13 protein-coding genes and 1 pseudogene are annotated in these 17,077 nt (G+C 73.3%); 6 read left to right on the top strand and 8 right to left on the bottom strand.

Annotated features, from left to right (window positions below; all coding sequences use genetic code 11):
• Position 1 precedes the first annotated feature (1 nt).
• Both Pta02_RS42435 and Pta02_RS04790 read right to left on the bottom strand, forming a co-directional pair.
• Positions 2-190 (bottom strand): annotated as a pseudogene (locus Pta02_RS42435) (Clp protease N-terminal domain-containing protein); the annotation flags it as partial.
• Between the two features lie 2 nt (positions 191-192).
• On the bottom strand, positions 193-426 hold the full coding sequence (locus Pta02_RS04790; RefSeq protein WP_203873427.1) for an RNA polymerase subunit sigma-70: 234 nt from the start codon (positions 424-426) through the stop codon (positions 193-195).
• A gap of 102 nt (positions 427-528) precedes the next feature.
• Here Pta02_RS04790 and Pta02_RS04785 point away from each other — a divergent pair, with 102 nt between their 5' ends.
• Entirely contained in the window at positions 529-2,229 is a 1,701-nt protein-coding gene (locus tag Pta02_RS04785; RefSeq protein ID WP_203873426.1) for an ABC transporter transmembrane domain-containing protein, read from the top strand.
• Between the two features lie 5 nt (positions 2,230-2,234).
• A complete protein-coding gene (locus Pta02_RS04780) occupies positions 2,235-4,004 on the top strand; it encodes an ABC transporter ATP-binding protein (RefSeq protein ID WP_203873425.1) in 1,770 nt (589 codons plus the stop codon).
• A gap of 16 nt (positions 4,005-4,020) precedes the next feature.
• Here Pta02_RS04780 and Pta02_RS04775 read toward each other — a convergent pair whose 3' ends face one another.
• Complete coding sequence (locus tag Pta02_RS04775) at positions 4,021-6,090, bottom strand: S9 family peptidase (protein ID WP_203873424.1); 2,070 nt, start codon at positions 6,088-6,090, stop codon at positions 4,021-4,023.
• Positions 6,091-6,247: 157 nt separating this feature from the next.
• Here Pta02_RS04775 and mshB point away from each other — a divergent pair, with 157 nt between their 5' ends.
• Genes mshB through Pta02_RS04755 form a run of 4 tightly spaced genes read left to right on the top strand, consistent with a single transcriptional unit; the run spans position 6,248 to position 8,574 of the window.
• Positions 6,248-7,156 (top strand): N-acetyl-1-D-myo-inositol-2-amino-2-deoxy-alpha-D-glucopyranoside deacetylase, encoded by a 909-nt coding sequence (mshB, locus tag Pta02_RS04770; RefSeq protein ID WP_203873423.1) that lies wholly within the window; start codon positions 6,248-6,250, stop codon positions 7,154-7,156.
• A 5-nt stretch (positions 7,157-7,161) separates the two neighbouring features.
• Positions 7,162-7,617: a DUF6113 family protein gene (locus Pta02_RS04765; RefSeq protein ID WP_203873422.1), complete on the top strand. Its 456-nt coding sequence runs from the start codon at positions 7,162-7,164 to the stop codon at positions 7,615-7,617.
• An 18-nt stretch (positions 7,618-7,635) separates the two neighbouring features.
• Complete coding sequence (locus Pta02_RS04760) at positions 7,636-8,133, top strand: flavin reductase family protein (protein ID WP_239129580.1); 498 nt, start codon at positions 7,636-7,638, stop codon at positions 8,131-8,133.
• A gap of 15 nt (positions 8,134-8,148) precedes the next feature.
• Positions 8,149-8,574 carry a hypothetical protein gene (locus Pta02_RS04755; RefSeq protein WP_203873420.1) on the top strand — a complete coding sequence of 142 codons (426 nt, stop codon included), beginning with the start codon at positions 8,149-8,151 and terminating at the stop codon, positions 8,572-8,574.
• Between the two features lie 9 nt (positions 8,575-8,583).
• Here Pta02_RS04755 and Pta02_RS04750 read toward each other — a convergent pair whose 3' ends face one another.
• The 5 genes from Pta02_RS04750 to Pta02_RS04730 form a co-directional block, all read right to left on the bottom strand.
• Positions 8,584-11,133, bottom strand: a complete 2,550-nt coding sequence (locus tag Pta02_RS04750) for a penicillin acylase family protein (protein WP_239129691.1) — start codon at positions 11,131-11,133, stop codon at positions 8,584-8,586.
• A 72-nt stretch (positions 11,134-11,205) separates the two neighbouring features.
• The gene (locus Pta02_RS04745) at positions 11,206-11,682 is read right to left on the bottom strand and encodes a GNAT family N-acetyltransferase (RefSeq protein ID WP_203873418.1); all 477 of its coding nucleotides are present in this window, start codon (positions 11,680-11,682) and stop codon (positions 11,206-11,208) included.
• Between the two features lie 39 nt (positions 11,683-11,721).
• Complete coding sequence (gene cysS, locus Pta02_RS04740) at positions 11,722-13,098, bottom strand: cysteine--tRNA ligase (RefSeq protein ID WP_203873417.1); 1,377 nt, start codon at positions 13,096-13,098, stop codon at positions 11,722-11,724.
• 14 nt (positions 13,099-13,112) lie between these two features.
• The gene (locus Pta02_RS04735; RefSeq protein ID WP_203873416.1) at positions 13,113-14,960 is read right to left on the bottom strand and encodes a sigma factor-like helix-turn-helix DNA-binding protein; all 1,848 of its coding nucleotides are present in this window, start codon (positions 14,958-14,960) and stop codon (positions 13,113-13,115) included.
• A gap of 49 nt (positions 14,961-15,009) precedes the next feature.
• On the bottom strand, positions 15,010-17,076 hold the full coding sequence (locus Pta02_RS04730; RefSeq protein WP_203873415.1) for a UvrD-helicase domain-containing protein: 2,067 nt from the start codon (positions 17,074-17,076) through the stop codon (positions 15,010-15,012).
• Position 17,077 lies beyond the last annotated feature (1 nt).

Below are 17,077 nucleotides of genomic sequence, written 5' to 3'. Positions count from 1 at the left end.
CGACGGCCTGCACGGCGCGGGCGTGGTCGATGCCGTGCCGGTCCAGCACCCGGGCCGACAGGCTCTGCGGCTGGGCGAGCAGGCCCAGCAGGATGTGCTCGGTGCCGATGTAGTGGTGCTTGAGCTGCCGGGCGTTCTCCTGGGCGAGGACGACCGCCTGGCGGGCCTCTTGCCGGAAGCGCTCGAACATGGTCACTTCTCCCTTCTCAGGAGCCCCCGGCCCCCCGCGTACTTCTTGTGCACCGCCTGCCGGGACACCTCCAGGCAGTGGGCGATCTCCTGCCAGGACCATCCCTGCGCGCGCGCGTTCTCCACCTGGAGGGCCTCCAGCCGCTCGACCAGCATCCGCAGGGCCCGTACGGCCCGCAGGCCGACGGAGGGATCGCGGCTGCCGGCGTCGGAGGCCAGTTGTGCCGTATCGCTCATGGTGTCAATTTACGTTGACAACGCCGTCGTGTCAACAATGGTTGACGGTCAAGGGAAAATGGTTTGCCCGGCCGGGGCGGATCTTGCCAGCCTGTAACGGTTATGCGCTCCTTGCCAGCCGATGATCCCGGCATCCCCGACGCCCGTTCGCCGATCCGCTACCTGTACTGGGTCGCCCGCCGCCAGGCGGGTGCCCTGACCGTCGGCATCGCCTACGCCATCGTGTGGTGGATCGCGCTGGCGCTGGTGCCCATCGCGGTCGGCGCGGGGATCGACGCCATCCGGGCCAAGGACACCTCGGCGCTGCTGACCTGCGGCGCGGTGGTGCTCGGCCTGGGCGTCGTGCAGGTGGTGGCGGGCACCATGCGGCACCGGATGGCCGTCTTCAACTGGCTGAGCGCCGCCTACCGGACCGTCCAGGTCACCGTCAGGCAGGCGACCCGGCTGGGCGCGACGCTGCCCAGGCGCGTGTCCACCGGCGAGGTGGTCAGCGTCGGCAACTCCGACATCGCGCACATCGGCAACGCGATCGACATCCTGCTCCGCGCCACCGGTTCGATCTTCGCCATCGTCACGGTGACCGTCGTCCTGATCAGGACCTCCGTGCCGCTGGGCCTGACGGTCCTGGTCGGCGTGCCGATCATGACGGTCGCCGTCGCGCCGTTGCTGCGCCCGCTCCACCGGCGCCAGCACGCGCACCGCGACCTGCAGGGCGAGCTGTCCACCCGGGCCGCCGACATCGTCGCCGGTCTCCGGGTGCTGCGCGGCGTCGGCGGCGAGCAGGTCTTCGCCGACCGCTACGCCGCGGAGTCGCAGCAGGTACGGCATGCGGGCGTGCGGGTGGCCTCGGTCCAGTCGATGCTGGAGGGCGCGCAGATCCTGCTCCCCGGCCTGCTGATCGCCGGAGTGACCTGGCTGGGCGCGACCTTCGCCATCCGGGACGAGATGACCCCCGGTGACCTCGTCGCCTTCTACGGCGCCGCCGTCTTCCTGATCGCCCCGATGCGGACCCTCACCGAGGCGGCCGACAAGCTGGCCAAGGGCCACGTCGCCGCCGGCCGGGTGGTGCGGATCCTGAACCTGGAGCCCGAGGTGACCGGCGGGACCGGTCACTCCGGCGCCGCCCACCCGGGGGGCCTGCTGCGTGACGTGGCCTCCGGGGTCGCGATCCGTCCCGGGATCTTCACCGCCGTCGCGGCGGCCACCCCCGAGGAGTCCATCGCGATCGCCGACCGGCTCGGCCGCTACACCGGCGGCGACGTGGACTTCGGCGACGTGCCGCTGGACACGCTGCCGCTGGCCGAGGTCCGCCGCCGGATCCTGGTGGCCGACAACGGCGCCGCTCTGTTCGCCGGGAGTCTCCGGCAGGAGCTGGACACCACCGGGACGGCGTCGGAGGAGGACCTCGCCGCCGCGCTGCACGCCGCGTGCGCCGAGGACATCATCGACGCCCTCCCGGACGGCCTGGACAGCGAGGTCGCCGAGGCGGGCCGGGAGTTCTCCGGCGGCCAGCAGCAGCGGCTCCGGCTCGTCCGCGCCCTGACGGCCGATCCGGAGGTGCTCATCCTGGTCGAACCCACCAGCGCCGTCGACGCCCACAGCGAGGCCCGCATCGCCGACCGGCTGACCAAGGCCCGGTCCGGCCGGACCACGCTGGTCTGCACCACCAGCCCGCTGGTGCTCGACCGGGCCGACCATGTGATCTACGTAGAGGAGGGCGTCGTGCAGGCCCAGGGCACCCACCGCGAGCTGCTGGCCACCGCGCCCGCCTACGCCGCCACCGTCACCCGAGAGGAGGGCTGAACCGGATGAGCAGGGAGATCCTGCCGGTCGCCGACCAGGCACAGGTCCGGGCCTACGCCCGGCGGCTCACGCTGAAGTATCCGCGGGAGCTGACGGCGACGCTGACCCTGCACGGCCTGGCCGCCGTCGCGGGCCTGGCGGTGCCGTGGCTGCTGGGCGGTCTCGTCGGGGACATCGAGAAGGGCGCGGAGGTCGACGTCACGGCGATCGCGCTGGCCGTCGCGGGGTTCCTGACCGTCCAGGCCCTGCTGGTCAGGTTCGCCGTCCTGACCTCCTCCCGGCTGGGCGAGAAGGTCCTCGCCGAGCTGCGCGAGGAGTTCGTCGGCCGGGTGCTCGGCCTGCCGTTGTCCACGGTCGAGCGCGCCGGGTCCGGCGACCTGATCAGCCGGACCTCGCGGGACGTGGACGCGCTGTCGCGAACCGTGCGGTACGCCGTGCCCGAGACGCTGATCGCGCTGGTCACCATCACGATCAGCGTCGGCGCGCTCCTGCTGGCGGGCCCGCTGCTGACGCTGCTCGCGCTCTCGTCGGTCCCGCTGCTGTGGTTCACCACCCGGTGGTACCTCAAGCGGGCCAGGGACGGCTACCTCCGCGAGAGCGCCGCGTACGCCGACATGACCGACGGCCTGGCCGAGACGGTCAACGGCGCCCGCACGGTCGAGGCGCTGGGCCTGCAGGAGCGCCGCCACCGGCGCACCGACACCGACATCGCCCGCTCCTGGGCGGCCGAGCGCTACACGCTCGGCCTGCGCACGGTCTGGTTCCCGGCGGTGGACTTCAGCTACGTGATCCCCATCGCCGTCACGCTGGTCGTCGGCGGCACGCTCTACATCGAGGGATGGGTCTCGCTGGCCCAGGTCACGATGGTCGTGCTCTACGTCCAGCAGCTCGCCGACCCGATCGACCGGCTGCTCATGTGGATCGACGAGCTCCAGGTCGGCGGGGCCTCCATGGCCCGCCTGCTGGGCGTGGCCGAGGTGCCCGACGACCGTGAGGCGGGCTCCGGCGTCCCCGACGGCGAGGAGCTGCGGGCCGACGGCGTGCGCTACGCCTACCGCCGGGGCCACGACGTGCTGCACGGCATCGACCTGACGGTCCGGCCGGGGGAGCGGCTGGCCATGGTCGGCCCGTCCGGCGCGGGCAAGTCCACGCTCGGCCGCCTGCTGGCGGGCATCCACGGCCCGCGCGAGGGCGCGGTCACGGTCGGCGGCACCCCGCTCGTCGGGCTGCCGCTGGACGACCTGCGCGGCCACGTCGCCCTGGTCACCCAGGAGCACCACGTGTTCCGCGGCACGCTGCGCGACAACGTGCTGATCGCCCGCCCCGACGCGGGCGACGGGCGCGTCCGCGCGTGCCTGGAGGCCGTCGACGCCTGGGAGTGGGTCCAGGCCCTGCCCGCCGGGCTGGACACCGTGGTGGGCTCGGGCGGCGAGCGGCTCTCGCCGGCCCAGGCGCAGCAGCTCGCGCTCGCGCGCCTGGTCCTGGCCGACCCGCACACCCTCGTCCTGGACGAGGCCACCTCGCTGATCGACCCCAGGGCGGCCCGCGACCTGGAACGGTCGCTGGCGGCGGTCCTCGACGGCCGTACGGTGATCGCCATCGCGCACCGCCTCTACACGGCGCACGACGCCGACCGGGTCGCGGTGATCGAGGACGGCCGGATCAGCGAGCTGGGCTCCCACGAGGAGCTCGTCGCCGCCGGAGGGTCCTACGCCGCCCTGTGGAGCAGCTGGCACGGCGCCCCCGAGGGGGCCTCCTCCGGCGCCCGCCGCTGACCGGCGGGCGCCGGGGTCACCCCACGCCGAGGGCCTTCTTGAGGAACTCCACCTGGAGCAGGAGCAGGTTCTCGGCCACGACCTCCTGCGGGGTCATGTGGGTGACCCCCGACAGCGGCAGCACGCTGTGCTGGCGGCCCGCCGCCAGCAGCGCGGAGGACAGCCGCAGCGTGTGCGCGGCGACCACGTTGTCGTCGGCCAGGCCGTGGATCAGCAGGAGCGGGCGGTCGAGCTTGCCGGCGTCGCCGAACAGGGACGAGGCGTCGTAGTGGCCCTCCTCCGGGTGGCCGAGATAGCGCTCGGTGTAGCAGGTGTCGTAGAGACTCCAGTCGGTCACCGGCGCCCCGGCGACGGCCGCGTGGAACACGTCGGGGCGGCGCATCACGGCCAGGGCCGACAGGAAGCCGCCGAAGGACCAGCCGCGGATCCCGACCCTGGACAGGTCGAGGTCGTCGGGATACTGGGCGGCGGCCCCGTGCAGGGCGTCCACCTGGTCCTGGAGGACCGGCCCGGCCAGGTCGTGCAGGATGGCCCGCTCGAAGGCGGGACCGCGGCCCGGGGTGCCCCGGCCGTCGGCCACGACCACGGCGAAGCCCTGGTCGGCGAACCACTGGCTGGTGAGGTAGGACCCGGAGGCGGACAGGACGCGCTGGGCGTGCGGCCCGCCGTACGGGTCCATCAGGACCGGCAGCCTCGCGGACCCGGGCACGTGCCCCGCGGGCAGGATCACGGCGGTGGACAGCTCGCGCTCGCCGGTCCTGATGAGGGAGACCCGCAGGTCCAGGCCGTGCCGCTCGATGTGGGAGGTGATGTGGCCGCGCGGCTTGTGGTGGTGGAGGACCTGGGTCACCGGGCCCTCGCTGTCGAGCGTGTGGCCGGTGATCACCAGGGTGCCGCCCGCCAGGTGCCCGCTGTAGACGCCGGCCTCGGAGGGGCTGACCAGGGTGATCCGGCCGTCGCGGTAGGCCCACACGGCGATCTCGGCGGGGTCGCCGCCGCTGGCCCGGAAGAGCACGGTGTCGCCCTCGACGTCGAGGACCTGCCGGACCTGGAGGGTGGGGGGCGTGGCCGGCGCGTCGCCGATGACCAGCCGCCGCCCGCCGTCGGAGTCGGCGACCCAGACGAGGGTGCCGTCGGAGAGGTGCCCGGGCACGCCGGTGACGATCTCCACCCAGGCGTCGTCGGTGTCACGGCGCAGGAGGGTCGTGGCCCCGGTCACGGGGTCCACCGAGAACACGCTCATCGACCGCTGGTCGCGGGACATGGTGACGATCACCAGATCGTGGGCGTCCCAGGCGGCCGTGACGAGGTATTCGTCGGTGAAGGGGACCCGGACGCGTGAGCCGTCCAGGCCGAGGACGAAGAGCTCGACCTCGGCGTTCGGCGTGCCCGCGGCGGGATAGCGCTGCTCGACGGCCGGGCGGGAGGGGTTGGCCGGGTCGGCGATGAACCACTTGTGCACCGGCGACTCGTCGGCGCGCTCGACCAGCACCGCGTCACCGGCGGGCGACCACCAGAAGCCCCGCATGCGGTCCATCTCCTCGGCCGCGACGAACTCCGCCAGGCCGTAGGTCACCTCGGGCCCCTCGGGGCGGGCCAGCGCGTGGTCCGTCCCCTGCTCCAGGTCCTGGACGTGGAAGGCGCCGCCGGTCACGTAGCCGACGTGGCCGCCGGTGGGGGACAGGCGCGGATCGATCACGGGGCCGGGGGTCGGCAGGCGGCGCACGCCCCCGCTGCGCAGGTCTGCGACGTAGAGGCCGCCGGCGAGGGCGAAGGCGGCCGTGGTCACCGCGGTGTCGGTGCCGTAGCCGACGATGCCGCCGGCCTGCTCACGGCTGCGCTCGCGGCGGGCGCGCTCCTCGGGAGGGAGGTCCCTGTCGTCGGCGTCCAGCGTGCGGGGGTCGACGATCAGCCGTTCGGTGCCGGCGGCGACGTCGAACTCCCACAGGCAGGTGACGGGGTCGGAGCCGCTCTTCGTCCGCAGGAAGACGACCCGCGAGCCGTCGGGCGCGACGGTGAAGCCGCGCGGCACACCGAGGCTGAAACGGCGGGTCCTGGCGTGCAGACGAGGAAAGCTCTCACTCATACCGCCCATCCTGCCAGCTTCGCCGGGCATCCCAGGCGCGCAGCGCGTGCGCGCCCGGCGGGGGCCGGTGCCCGCGTGACGCCTGTCATGGCGGGGGCGGGGGAGGCCGGAGCCGCCCGGCGGATCCGCCGCCTCCGGTCCCCGATACGCTCAGGGCATGAATGACCGGCGCCTGCTGCTCGTGCACGCCCACCCCGACGACGAGACGATCGGCACCGGGGCCACCATGGCCAAGTACGCCGCCGAGGGCGCCCACGTCACCCTCGTCACCTGCACCCTCGGCGAGGAGGGCGAGGTCATCCCGCCCGAGCTGGCCCGCCTGGCCGCCGACCGCGACGACACCCTGGGCGGACACCGCATCGGCGAGCTCGCCGCGGCCTGCAAGGCGCTGGGCGTCACCGACCACCGCTTCCTGGGCGCCCCCGGCCGCTGGCGCGACTCCGGGATGATGGGCGTGGCCTCCAACCACCGCGCGAACGCCTTCTGGCAGGCGGACCAGGACGAGGCGGCCGGCGAGCTGGTCAAGGTGATCCGCGAGGTACGGCCCCAGGTCCTGGTCACCTACGACGAGAACGGCTTCTACGGCCACCCCGACCACATCCAGGCCCACCGCGTCTCCCTGCGGGCCTTCGACCTGGCGGCCGACCCGGGCTTCGGCGAGGGCGAGCCGTGGCGGATCGCCAAGTTCTATCTCACCGCCCTGCCCCGCTCGGTCATGCGGCGCTCCGCCGAGGCGATGCGCGAGGCGGGCATCGGCTTCCTCCCGGAGGAGTCCGTGGACGACCTGCCGTTCGGCTGCGCCGACCGGGACGTCACCACCGAGATCGACGCCCGCGCGTACGTCGGCGCCAAGCTGGAGGCGATGCGCGCGCACGCCACCCAGATCAGCGTGGACGCGCCCTGGTTCGCCCTGTCCAACGGGATCGGCCAGGAGGCGCTCGGGGTCGAGCACTTCATCCTGCGCGCCGGCGTCCCGGGCCCGGCCGGGCCGGGCGCGCCGGTCGAGGCGGGCGGGATCGGCGAGCCGTACGACCGCGAGAACGATCTCTTCGCGGGCATCGGATAGCCTCGATGGTTGTGATGGAGCAGGTCCCGGCGGGCACGAGGCCGTCGTGGAGGGGTGCGGCCGCCGTGGCGACGTACGCCGCGCTCACCGTGCCCGGTCTTCTCCTGGGCGTGCTGGGCGGGTTCCACCACTCGTGGTACCTGCGGCCCGTCCCGGTCGCGGCCATCGCCTGGGTCGTGGCGCTGTTCGCGGTCTGCTACGGCGCCGGCCGGGGGATCGGCGGCAAGGCCGCCGCCCTGGCGCCCGCGGTGGGCTGGATCCTGGTCACGATGCTCTGGCTGGGCGAGCGCGCCGAGGGCGACCTGGTGGTGGCCAACGACCTGTCGGGCTACGTCTACCTGTACGGGGGCGTGTTCGCCGTCATGGCGGGCGTCCTGCTCGTCCCGTCGAGGGGCGGCGGGTCCTGGCTGCTCACCCCGCATCCGTACGGCCCCGCCCCGGTCAGGCCCGATCCGTCCTGATTGCATAAGGTGGCCTGCGTGCAGACAGATGATCGGGCGGATCGGGACTCCTACCGCAGGGCGGTAGGCCGGTTCGCGACCGGTGTCGCCGTCGTCACCACCCGCCGCGACGACGCCGACTACGCGATGACGATCAACTCCCTGGCCTCGGTCTCCCTCGATCCGCTGCTCGCGCTGTTCTGCGTGGAGAAGATCGCCCGCTTCCACGACGCGGTGCTCTCGGCCGGGGTGTGGGGCGTGTCGATCCTGCCGGACTCCGCCGAGGACGTCTCCCGCTTCTTCGCCCACCGCGGCCGCCCGCTCGCCGGCCAGCTCGACGCGCACCCGCACCACCACGGCCGGCTCGGCGTCGCGCTGTTCGACGAGGCCCTGGCCACCCTCGAGTGCCGCACCGCCGCGGTCCACGACGGCGGCGACCACTCCATCGTGGTCGGCGAGGTGGTCACGGTGACGACCCCGGCCGACGGCTCCCCCCTGCTGTATCACGAAGGTCGCTACCGCCGGCTGGCCGAATAGCGGACAATCACCGATATGCGGCGGTGGCATCGGGTGCGGCGGGTCGTCAACTACGTGAACCTCTCCACGCCTCTGGGGCTGCTGGTGGCGCGCCTGGGCCGCGCGCGGGTGACCCCCGGGCCCGACGGCCTGCTGCTGGCGTACGGCTACCGCATCCCGTTCCCGGTGGCGGGGGCCTTCACCCTCGGGAACGTGGTGCTGACCCGGCACGAGGAGGGCCGCCTGACCGGCCACCTGCTCCGCCACGAGGACCGGCACGCCTCGCAGTACGTGGCCTGCGCCGGGGTGTTCATGCTCCCGCTCTACGTGGTGGCGGTGCTCGTCTCGATGCTGATCTGCGGGAACCAGGCCTCCTGGAACGTCTTCGAGCGCCTGGCCAACCTGGAGGACGGCAACTATCCCCGCAGATCGCCCTGGTGGATCCGCTCGAAGACGCCCTGACGGACCGGCCTACGCGGCGGGCGTCAGCGTCAGCGTGTTCGCCGCCGCCTTCCTGACCGCCTCCTGCCCGGCGAGCATCGGGACCGTCCGGCCGCCCGCCCACAGGGGCGCCTGGTCGGCGTAGTTGTCGTGGAAGGCGTGGCCGGAGGCGCCGGTCAGGTTGATCCACTGCGACCGGTCGAAGTCGGCCAGGTCGACGACCATCCGCATGGACGGCAGCCAGCCCACCTCGTAGCCGTCCTGGACGTCCCAGCCGATGGCGTTGACCGCGTCGTCGTTGCCGCCCAGGGGGAACGGCCCCCGGTTGAACAGCCACTCGATCGGGCTGATCCCCGAGGCGCCCAGGGACTGGTGGACCAGGGTGAGGGAGTGCAGGTCGCCCCAGCGCCACTGCCCGGGGTCCGGGCCCAGGCGGGCGCTCAGCTCGTCGTAGGCCCGGCCCAGGGCCCGGCGCAGCATGTCGTCCCTGGTCTCGGTGAGCTCCGTCCCGGCGTCGTCCCAGAACGGGTCGTCGGCCCGCTCCAGCATGACGCGCACCACCTCGAACCAGCGGTCGCCGCCGCCCGGCCGCGCGCCCTCGGGCAGGTCGTCGTTGAAGGTCTCGATCAGCAGGTGGCGCCAGACGGCGTTGAAGTACATCGCGGGGGCGGAGCCGGCCCCCTGCGAGCCGTCCCAGCCGCGCAGCAGGGCGCGGGCCTGCTCGGCGGGCCCGGCGACGTCGAGCTCCATCAGCGGGGGCACCAGGAAGCGGGCGAGGCCGTTGTGGGTGTCCTGCTGCAGGCGGCCCATCGTCGCCACGTCCAGCCTGCCCTTGCCGGAGCCCTCCTCCAGTTCGGCGCGGAGCAGGTCCAGGATGCGCTGGGAGCGGTAGCCGTACGCCCAGTCCACGGTGAGCATGTGCGGATAGCGACCGGGGTCGGCGACCGCGTTGTTGGCGGTCACGATGTAGCCCTCCGGCGGGTTGTACAGGGAGGGCAGCTCGTCGAAGGGGATCGTGCCCTTCCAGGCGTACTCGCCGCTCCAGCCGGGCACCGGCCAGGTGCCGTCGCCGAGGGTCCTGACCGGGATCCGGCCGGGCGCCTGGTAGCCGATGTTGCCCTCGACGTCGGCGTAGACCAGGTTCTGCGCGGGCACGTCGAACAGGGCCGCCGCCGCGCGGAACTCCTGCCAGTTCTGCGCCGAGCCGATCGCGAAGATCGCGTCGGCGCTCTTGCCGGGCTCCAGCGCGGTCCACTTCAGCGCGACCGCGTCGGCCTCCTGCCCGGCGGCCCCGGCGGCGCCGGGCAGGGCGTCCGCCACGTTCTCCATGACGTCGGAGATGATCGGCCCGTGCATGGTGTCCCGGACGTCGAGCCGGACCGGGGCCCCGCCCGCGACCTTGATCGTCTCGGTCCTGACGGCCAGCGGCCGCCACTGGCCCATGAACAGGTAGGAGCCGTCCTTGACCTTCTCCATGTAGAGGTCGGCCACGTCCGGGCCGAGGTTCGTGAAGCCCCACGCGATCTTGTCGTTGTGACCGATGATCACGCCGGGTACGCCGGAGAAGGTGAACCCCGTGACGTCGAAGGGGCAGGCGGCGCTCTTCGTACGGCAGTGCAGCCCCGCCTGGTACCAGACCGAGGGCATGGCGGCCGACAGGTGCGGGTCGTTGGCCAGCAGCGGTTTGCCGGAGACGGTGTGCCGCCCGTCCACCACCCAGGAGTTGGAGCCGATGCCGTTGCCGCCGGCGGGGTCGCCCATCAGGCTCGGCACCGCCCGCATCGCCAGCGCGGCCCGGGTCAGCGCGCCGGTCGCCACGGTGTCCGTCGTCGCGGTGTCCCGGGACGGCTCCCCGTCCTGGTCGAACTTCCCCCGGACCACCGTGCCCCGGTTCACGATCGGCTGGTGGTCGTCGAACGGATAGTCCGGCCACAGCTGCTCCACCCGCTCGGGCGGCAGCTTCGTGGCGGCCAGGGCCCGGCCGATCTCGTCGGACATGTTGGAGCGCAGGTCCCAGGCCATGGCCTTGAGCCAGGCCAGGGAGTCGGCCGGGGTCCACGGCTCGGGCTCGTAGGAGGAGTTGGTCAGCTTGAGCACGCCGTACTCCAGGCTCCGCTCGGAGGCCCCCCGGTGCCGCTCCATCCAGGAGTTCACGCCCTTGGCGTAGGCGTCGAGGTGGCGCCGGGTGCTCTCGGCGAGCGTCGGCAGCTCCTCCTCGGCCACCCTGCGCCAGCCCATGGTCCGGATGACCTTGTCCTCGGTGAGCGTCGCGGAGCCGAACATCTCCGACAGCCGCCCGGCGGTCACGTGCCGCCGGAAGTCCATCTCGAAGAACCGGTCCTGCGCGTGGACGTATCCCTGGGCGAGGAACAGGTCCTCCGGAGAGTCCGCGTAGATGTGCGGGATGCCTGTCTTGTCGCGATATACGGTGACCTTGCCGGTCAGGCCGTCCACCTTGAGCTCGCCCGACAGCTGGGGGAAGGACGCGCGCACGTTCCACACGACCACCCCGCCCAGGGCCAGCCCGAGCACCACCAGCACGGTGAGCACCCGCGCGGGCCACCGCAGCGGCCGGGGCATCCAGGCATACGGCCGGAACCTCAACACAGACCTCCTGAGCGACATGTCTCAGCAAGTCTGGCAGGACTCCGGCTAGAGGGTGGCCTCCCTGACGGTGGAGTGCATCGCGAAACCGTTGCGTTCGAAGAAGCGCCCGGCCCCCTCGTTGCCGGTGTAGGCGGTCACCCCGGCGTACTGCGCACCGTGCAGGCGGGCCCAGTCGCGGAACTCCTCCACCAGCCGGGTGCCGATCTTGCGGCCGCGGTAGGCGGGCCGGACGTACATGCTGCCGAGGGTGGCCACCGTCACCGGGCGCATCGGGGTCGGCCCCGACAGCGCGCCGGTCAGGTGGCCGACGATCCGGCCGTCGTCGTCGGCCACCAGTACCAGGCGGTCGGGGTCGTGCAGCGCGTCGGCGAACTTCGCCGCGCCGTACTCCTTCGGCCAGTTCACGTTCACGGCCGGGTCGCGGGTCCCCGCGTCCTCGGCGAACAGCGCCGCGCTGCAGGCCACGACGCCGTCCAGATCCTCCGCCCTCGCGGGCCGTACTTCCACACCGGTCTCAGTCATGATCGTGACGCTATCGACCGGGGCCGACATTTCGGTCGCTCAGCTCCAGGTCTGGCCCTCGGGAGTGTCGGAGACCTTCACCCCCAGGTCGGCCAGCTCGTCGCGCAGGCGGTCGGCGGCCGCCCAGTCCCTGGCGGCCCGGGCCCGCCCGCGCTGCTCCAGCAGCTCGGCCGCGCCCGGCGGCAGCACCCTGACCTTGCCGATGTCCGCCGGCAGGTCCAGGCCGAGGATCTGGTCCAGGTGGAGGAAGGCCTCGAACCGGGAGCCGGGGGCGATCGACTCGTCCCGGTCGAGCTCGCGCAGCAGCCGCAGGGCCAGCGGGGTGTCCAGGTCGTCGTCCAGGGCCGCCTCGATCCGGGCGACCGGCTCGGCGGGCATCGGGGCGCTCGGCGACTCCGACCACTCGGCGACGCGGGAGCGCCAGCGCCGCAGGGTCCGGTCGGCGGCCCGCAGGGTGTCCCAGGTGAGGTTCATCTGCTGGCGGTAGCGGTGCTCCATCAGCGCCAGCCGTACGGCGAGCGGGTCGAGGCCCTGCTCGGCCACATCCCGCAGGAGCACGACGTTCCCGGTCGACTTGGCCATCTTGCGCCCGTCGAACAGCAGGTGCTCGCCGTGCACCCAGTGCCGGACCACCTCGTGCCCCGCGGTCGCGTCGGACTGGGCCCGCTCGTCCTCGTGGTGCGGGAAGCGCAGGTCGATGCCGCCGGTGTGGACGTCGATGTGCTCGCCGAGCAGGCGCAGCGACATGGCCGAGCACTCGATGTGCCAGCCCGGGAACCCGCGGCCCCACGGGGTCTCCCAGGTGGCCTCCCGGTCCGAGGACTTCCACAGGGCCCAGTCGGCGTGGAAGCGCTTGCGCGGGTCGACGGCCTCCCGGTGGCCGGGCTTGAGCCGGTCGAGCCGGTTGCCGGAGATCTCGCCGTAGGACGGGAAGGAGGCCGCGTCGAAGAAGACCGAGCCGTCGGGCGTCGCGTAGGCGTGCCCCTTCTCGATCAGCTCGGCGATCATCTCGATCATCAGGTCGATCGTCTCGCTCGCCCGGGGCGAGTGCTCCGGCGGGCGCATGTTCAGCGCCGCGGTGTCGGCCGTGAAGGCCTCCTCGTAGAAGCGGGCGATCTCCTGCCAGGCCCGGCCCTCGGCCCGAGCCTGGGCGAGCACCTTGTCCTCGCCGGTCGGGTCGATCTCGGTGTCGTCCACCAGGTGCCCGACGTCGGTGATGTTGCGGCAGACGGTCACCCGGAGCCGTTGCCGCTCGGCGATCCGCCTGATCAGGTCCGACAGCAGGTAGGACCGGAGGTTGCCGACGTGGGCGTGACGGTAGACGGTCGGGCCGCAGGTGTACATCCGCAGGGAGCGGGCGCCGTCCGGCACGACCGGCTGGACCTCGCGATTCCGCGTGTCATAGAGCCGCAGCATGAACCGAGACTAGTTCAGACGCCGCCCTCCAGGTAGGCGAGGATGTCGCGGTCGCCCCGCTCGCGCAGGCGGCCCAGCACGTCGTCGCGGCCGGCGCCCTCGGGCAGGCCGATGCGGGCGCCGATCAGGCGCAGGCCCTCGGTCTCCGAGGCCACCGGAGCGGTGTAGCCGATCAGGTGGAGCGCCCGGTTCAGCGCCGGGATGCCGGGCATCGCCGCGGGCAGATAGCGGGTGAGCAGCTCGCCTCCGTCGGAGACCGTCAGGAAGACGTGGTCGCCCTCGGAGGCGTTGGCGGTGACCAGCACCGGGCGGATGGAGCCCATGGTCGGCTGGTTGTGCCAGCTGATCACCACGTCGCCCGAGGGGGTGGAGGCGGTGAGCTGGCCGCCCGGGGCCATGCCGAGGTAGGCGGCGAAGCCGGTGGGCAGCGGGGAGCCCGAGCCGCGCAGGTGCTCGGCGTTGACGTCCACCCGGTGCCACCAGCGGCCGTCGCGGCTGCGGAAGCATCGGCGGGTGGCCGAGACGTCCCGGCGCGGCTGGTAGTCGGCCGGCTCGGTGCCGGCCACCCGGATCCACCCGCGCTGGGTGCGCTCGAAGCCGGGCCCGCCCGCGTAGGCGCGCACCGAGCTCTCGCTCACGTCGTAGCGGCCGGTGAGGTTGGCCACGATCGTGTTGACCGAGGCCTCGCCCCCGGCCCGCTCGATCTCCCGGACGATCATCTCGCGGATGCCGAGGTACTGCTCGCCGCCCCAGCGGGTCAGGCCGTACTTGTTGCGGTCGAGGCGCAGGAACCGGTCGTCGGCGGTGAGCTGGTTGCGGATGCCCACCAGGCTGTAGTCCTCGCCGATGCGCTCCTGGATCTCCTCGGGGGTCAGCGCGTTGCCCGCCACCGCGAGCACGGCCTCCGCCTTGTCGTTGACGCTGCGCGGCCAGGGCACCACGTGCTCCTCCAGCACCCGCAGCTGCGGCACGGAGATGAGCCAGCGCTCGGCCACGTCCTCGCGGATGCCGAGCTGGCTGACCAGCGTGATGGCCTCGGCCAGCGGGCGCGGCCCGTCGGTGAACAGCTGCCGGGTCTTCTCGCGCAGCTCGTCGGCGCCCCCGGCGACCAGCCACCCGTCCACCTGCTCGTAGCCCGTCAGCAGGGTGCGCACGAACCGCCAGGCCGGGATGTTCAGCGTGGCCAGGTCGCCGCGGTGCCACGGCACCGCGGCGGCCAGGTCGTCGGCCGGTACGGCGGAGCCCAGCCGGCCGCGCAGCCAGGACACGTGCGCCACCAGCGGGGCCGCGTCCGGGGAGGACAACCAGGCCTCGACGTGGTCGCGCAGGTCGCGCTCGATCTGCCGGATGCGCTCACGCGTCACCGAGAACCGCTGGGCCAGCTCGTCCAGCGTGACCCGCTGGGAGGCGTAGAGCCGGTCCCTGGCGATGGCCCGCTGGCGGTCGTCCAGTGAGGAGAAGACCTCGTCGATCAGCTCGGGCAGCGGGCGGTCGGGGCGGGAGGGGCGCGCCGGGGCGACGGTGTCCTCGCTGACCGGTTCGAGCAGCCTCTCCAGGACCCCGATGAACAGCTTGTGCACCGCTTCGCGGCCGAGCCCCTCGGGGGTGCTCACACTCGCGGCCGGGTCGGCGAACCTGAGCAGGGGCAGGACGTCGCCGAGCGCCAGATGTCCCCAGCACGCCAGGGCGAGATCGGCCAGCCGGCCGGCGACCTCGGAGGTCCCGATGGCGGAGCAGGCCCGCTCCAGCGGGATTGCCTGCCACCACGCCTCGGGAAGACGGGTGTCGTTTGCGATCGGCGCTACCTGGCCGGGAGAGGTCCAGCGCAGGGGTGGCGCGATGTCGCTCAGGCTGAGGTTCATTGGGGTCCAACCGGCAAAGGGGAATGTATCCGCAGTTCAGAGTATGTGGTCAGGTGGGTAGGAATGGGCTTGCCCGTCCGGAGTAGGACACGTACAGCACCTCCCTGGCCCGGGTGCAGGCCACGTAGAGCAGACCGCGCTCACGCTGGAGGTCGTGCGCCCGGGCCGCGGGGTCCTCCTCGGCCGGGGTGAGCGACTCGGGGGCCGGCACGATCCCGTCGGCCACGCCGATCACGGCGACCCGCCGGAACTCCAGCCCCTTCATGCCGTGCAGCGTGGTCACCCGCACCCCGGACTCCCGCAGGAGGGCTCTGGCGTCCCGGACCAGGGCCGGGGTCCTGGCGGCCACACCGATCTCGCCGGGGGCGACGCCGTCCTCCATCCACTGCGAGACGTGCGCGACCAGTCCGCTCAGCTCTTCCTCCGGTGAATCGTAGGCACGCACCATGGGGCGCGGGCCGTGCCGCGTGGCGCGGAAACCGTACAACTCCTGGACTCCGGCCACCAGCCCGTCGGCCGGTCCGCCCCCGCGCAGCCGTACCCCCCACGAGAGGATCTCCTGGGGGAGCCGGTGCGAGACCTGCAGGAGCTGCTGGATCGCGTCGATGCCCACCGCGCCCAGCGCCACCCGGGTGTCGAAGATGCGCTGGTGCGGGTCGCCGACGATGAACAGGTCGTCGGGCGCGTACGGCACCGCGGCGCGCAGCAGCCGCCACTGCGTGGGGTGCAGGTCCTGCGCCTCGTCCACGACGATGTGCCGGTACGGCTCCCGCCGCGGCTCGTCCTCCTCCAGCAGGTCCCCGGTGCTCTGGCCGAGCAGGGTGGCCGCCTCGGCGGCGAGCTGGAGCAGGGTGCGCTTGCCGCGCTCGGCCAGCCGGCCGGTGACGTGCCCGACGGCCTTCCAGACGCCGGTCCGCTCCTCGGCGGACAGTCCCACCCCGCGGCCGGGGCGCGGGGCGGCGAGATACTCCTCCAGGGTCTGGAGGTTCTGCGCCAGGATCACCTGCTCCCACTCGCGCAGCAGGAACGCCGGGCCGTGCTCGCTCTCCGCCTCCCGCCAGAGCGCGGTCAGCTCGGCCGCGCCGACCAGAGTGGGCGGGCGTCCCTCGGCCTGGGAGACGATGCGGTGGGCCAGCCGGTCCACGTTGCCGACCTCGACCCGCTTGCGCACCACCTCGTCCTCGATCAGCAGGTCGAGCTTGGCCGACAGCTCGGCGCTCAGCCCCTGGGAGAAGGTGACCAGCAGGATCGGCCCGCGCCCGTTCCCGGCCAGGTGGGCCGCGCGGTGCAGGGCGGTGAGGGTCTTGCCGGTGCCCGCGCCGCCGGTGACCAGCACGGGCCGCTCGTAGGACTCCCAGTGCGACAGCCGGTACTGCGGCGGGTGCAGGAACACGCACCAGCCGGGGGCGTCCAGCACGTGGTTCAGCTCGCGCGGGCCCTCGACGAAGACGGCGCGGTCGGGGCTGCGCAGGAGTGCGGCGGCGAGGTCCTCCAGCTCGGCGCCGCCGGCGGGCTCGAAGGGGGCCGGGACGCACCGCCGGTTCTCCAGCTCCCGCCAGGCCCCGGTCATCGACTCCCCCCGGGCCAGCGCGGCCAGCGGCGCGTACTGCGTGGGGGGCAGCAGCGGCTCCAGCGCCTCCAGGGTCAGCTCGTCGGTGATCTGCCGCACCAGCGGCAGGAACCGGTGGCCGACGCCCAGCTCGGCCAGGTCGGTGTCGCAGAATTCGGCGAACAGGCGGGCCCGGGACGAGCGCGCCGCCCGGCGGATCGCCGACTCGGCCCGCTCCAGCGCCGCGGCGTCCCACATCTCGACCACGCCCAGGGCGGAGTTGACCGCGAAGCGGTGACGCTGGGCGCAGGCCCACGCCTCGGGCTCGGGCAGGACGGTCAGCAGCCAGTAGACGTCCCGCTGCCTGACCACGACGCCGCGGTATCGGTCGGCCAGGCGCAGCGTCGCCACCCGCTCGTCCCGCGCCCCCCTGACCCGCTCCGGGTGCGGGGCCCCCGACACGTTCTGCAGGAACCGGCGTACGGCGACCACCGCGTCCCGGCGCACCGGCTGGGCCAGGGCGCTGAGCTCCGCGGGGAACTCGGGGGAGAGCGCTAGTCGGGGCATG

The sequence above is a fragment of the Paraplanobispora takensis genome (assembly GCF_016863195.1).
Lineage (GTDB): Bacteria > Actinomycetota > Actinomycetes > Streptosporangiales > Streptosporangiaceae > Planobispora > Planobispora takensis.
This window is presented reverse-complemented; position numbering and strand designations above follow the sequence as displayed.

Coding starts and splice junctions, on each gene's coding strand:
- Pta02_RS04790 (WP_203873427.1), bottom strand. CDS start 426: ATGAGCGATACGGCACAACTGGCCTCCGACGCCGGCAGCCGCGATCCC.
- Pta02_RS04785 (WP_203873426.1), top strand. CDS start 529: ATGCGCTCCTTGCCAGCCGATGATCCCGGCATCCCCGACGCCCGTTCG.
- Pta02_RS04780 (WP_203873425.1), top strand. CDS start 2,235: ATGAGCAGGGAGATCCTGCCGGTCGCCGACCAGGCACAGGTCCGGGCC.
- Pta02_RS04775 (WP_203873424.1), bottom strand. CDS start 6,090: ATGAGTGAGAGCTTTCCTCGTCTGCACGCCAGGACCCGCCGTTTCAGC.
- mshB (WP_203873423.1), top strand. CDS start 6,248: ATGAATGACCGGCGCCTGCTGCTCGTGCACGCCCACCCCGACGACGAG.
- Pta02_RS04765 (WP_203873422.1), top strand. CDS start 7,162: ATGGTTGTGATGGAGCAGGTCCCGGCGGGCACGAGGCCGTCGTGGAGG.
- Pta02_RS04755 (WP_203873420.1), top strand. CDS start 8,149: ATGCGGCGGTGGCATCGGGTGCGGCGGGTCGTCAACTACGTGAACCTC.
- Pta02_RS04750 (WP_239129691.1), bottom strand. CDS start 11,133: ATGCCCCGGCCGCTGCGGTGGCCCGCGCGGGTGCTCACCGTGCTGGTG.
- Pta02_RS04745 (WP_203873418.1), bottom strand. CDS start 11,682: ATGACTGAGACCGGTGTGGAAGTACGGCCCGCGAGGGCGGAGGATCTG.
- cysS (WP_203873417.1), bottom strand. CDS start 13,098: ATGCTGCGGCTCTATGACACGCGGAATCGCGAGGTCCAGCCGGTCGTG.
- Pta02_RS04735 (WP_203873416.1), bottom strand. CDS start 14,960: ATGAACCTCAGCCTGAGCGACATCGCGCCACCCCTGCGCTGGACCTCT.
- Pta02_RS04730 (WP_203873415.1), bottom strand. CDS start 17,076: ATGCCCCGACTAGCGCTCTCCCCCGAGTTCCCCGCGGAGCTCAGCGCC.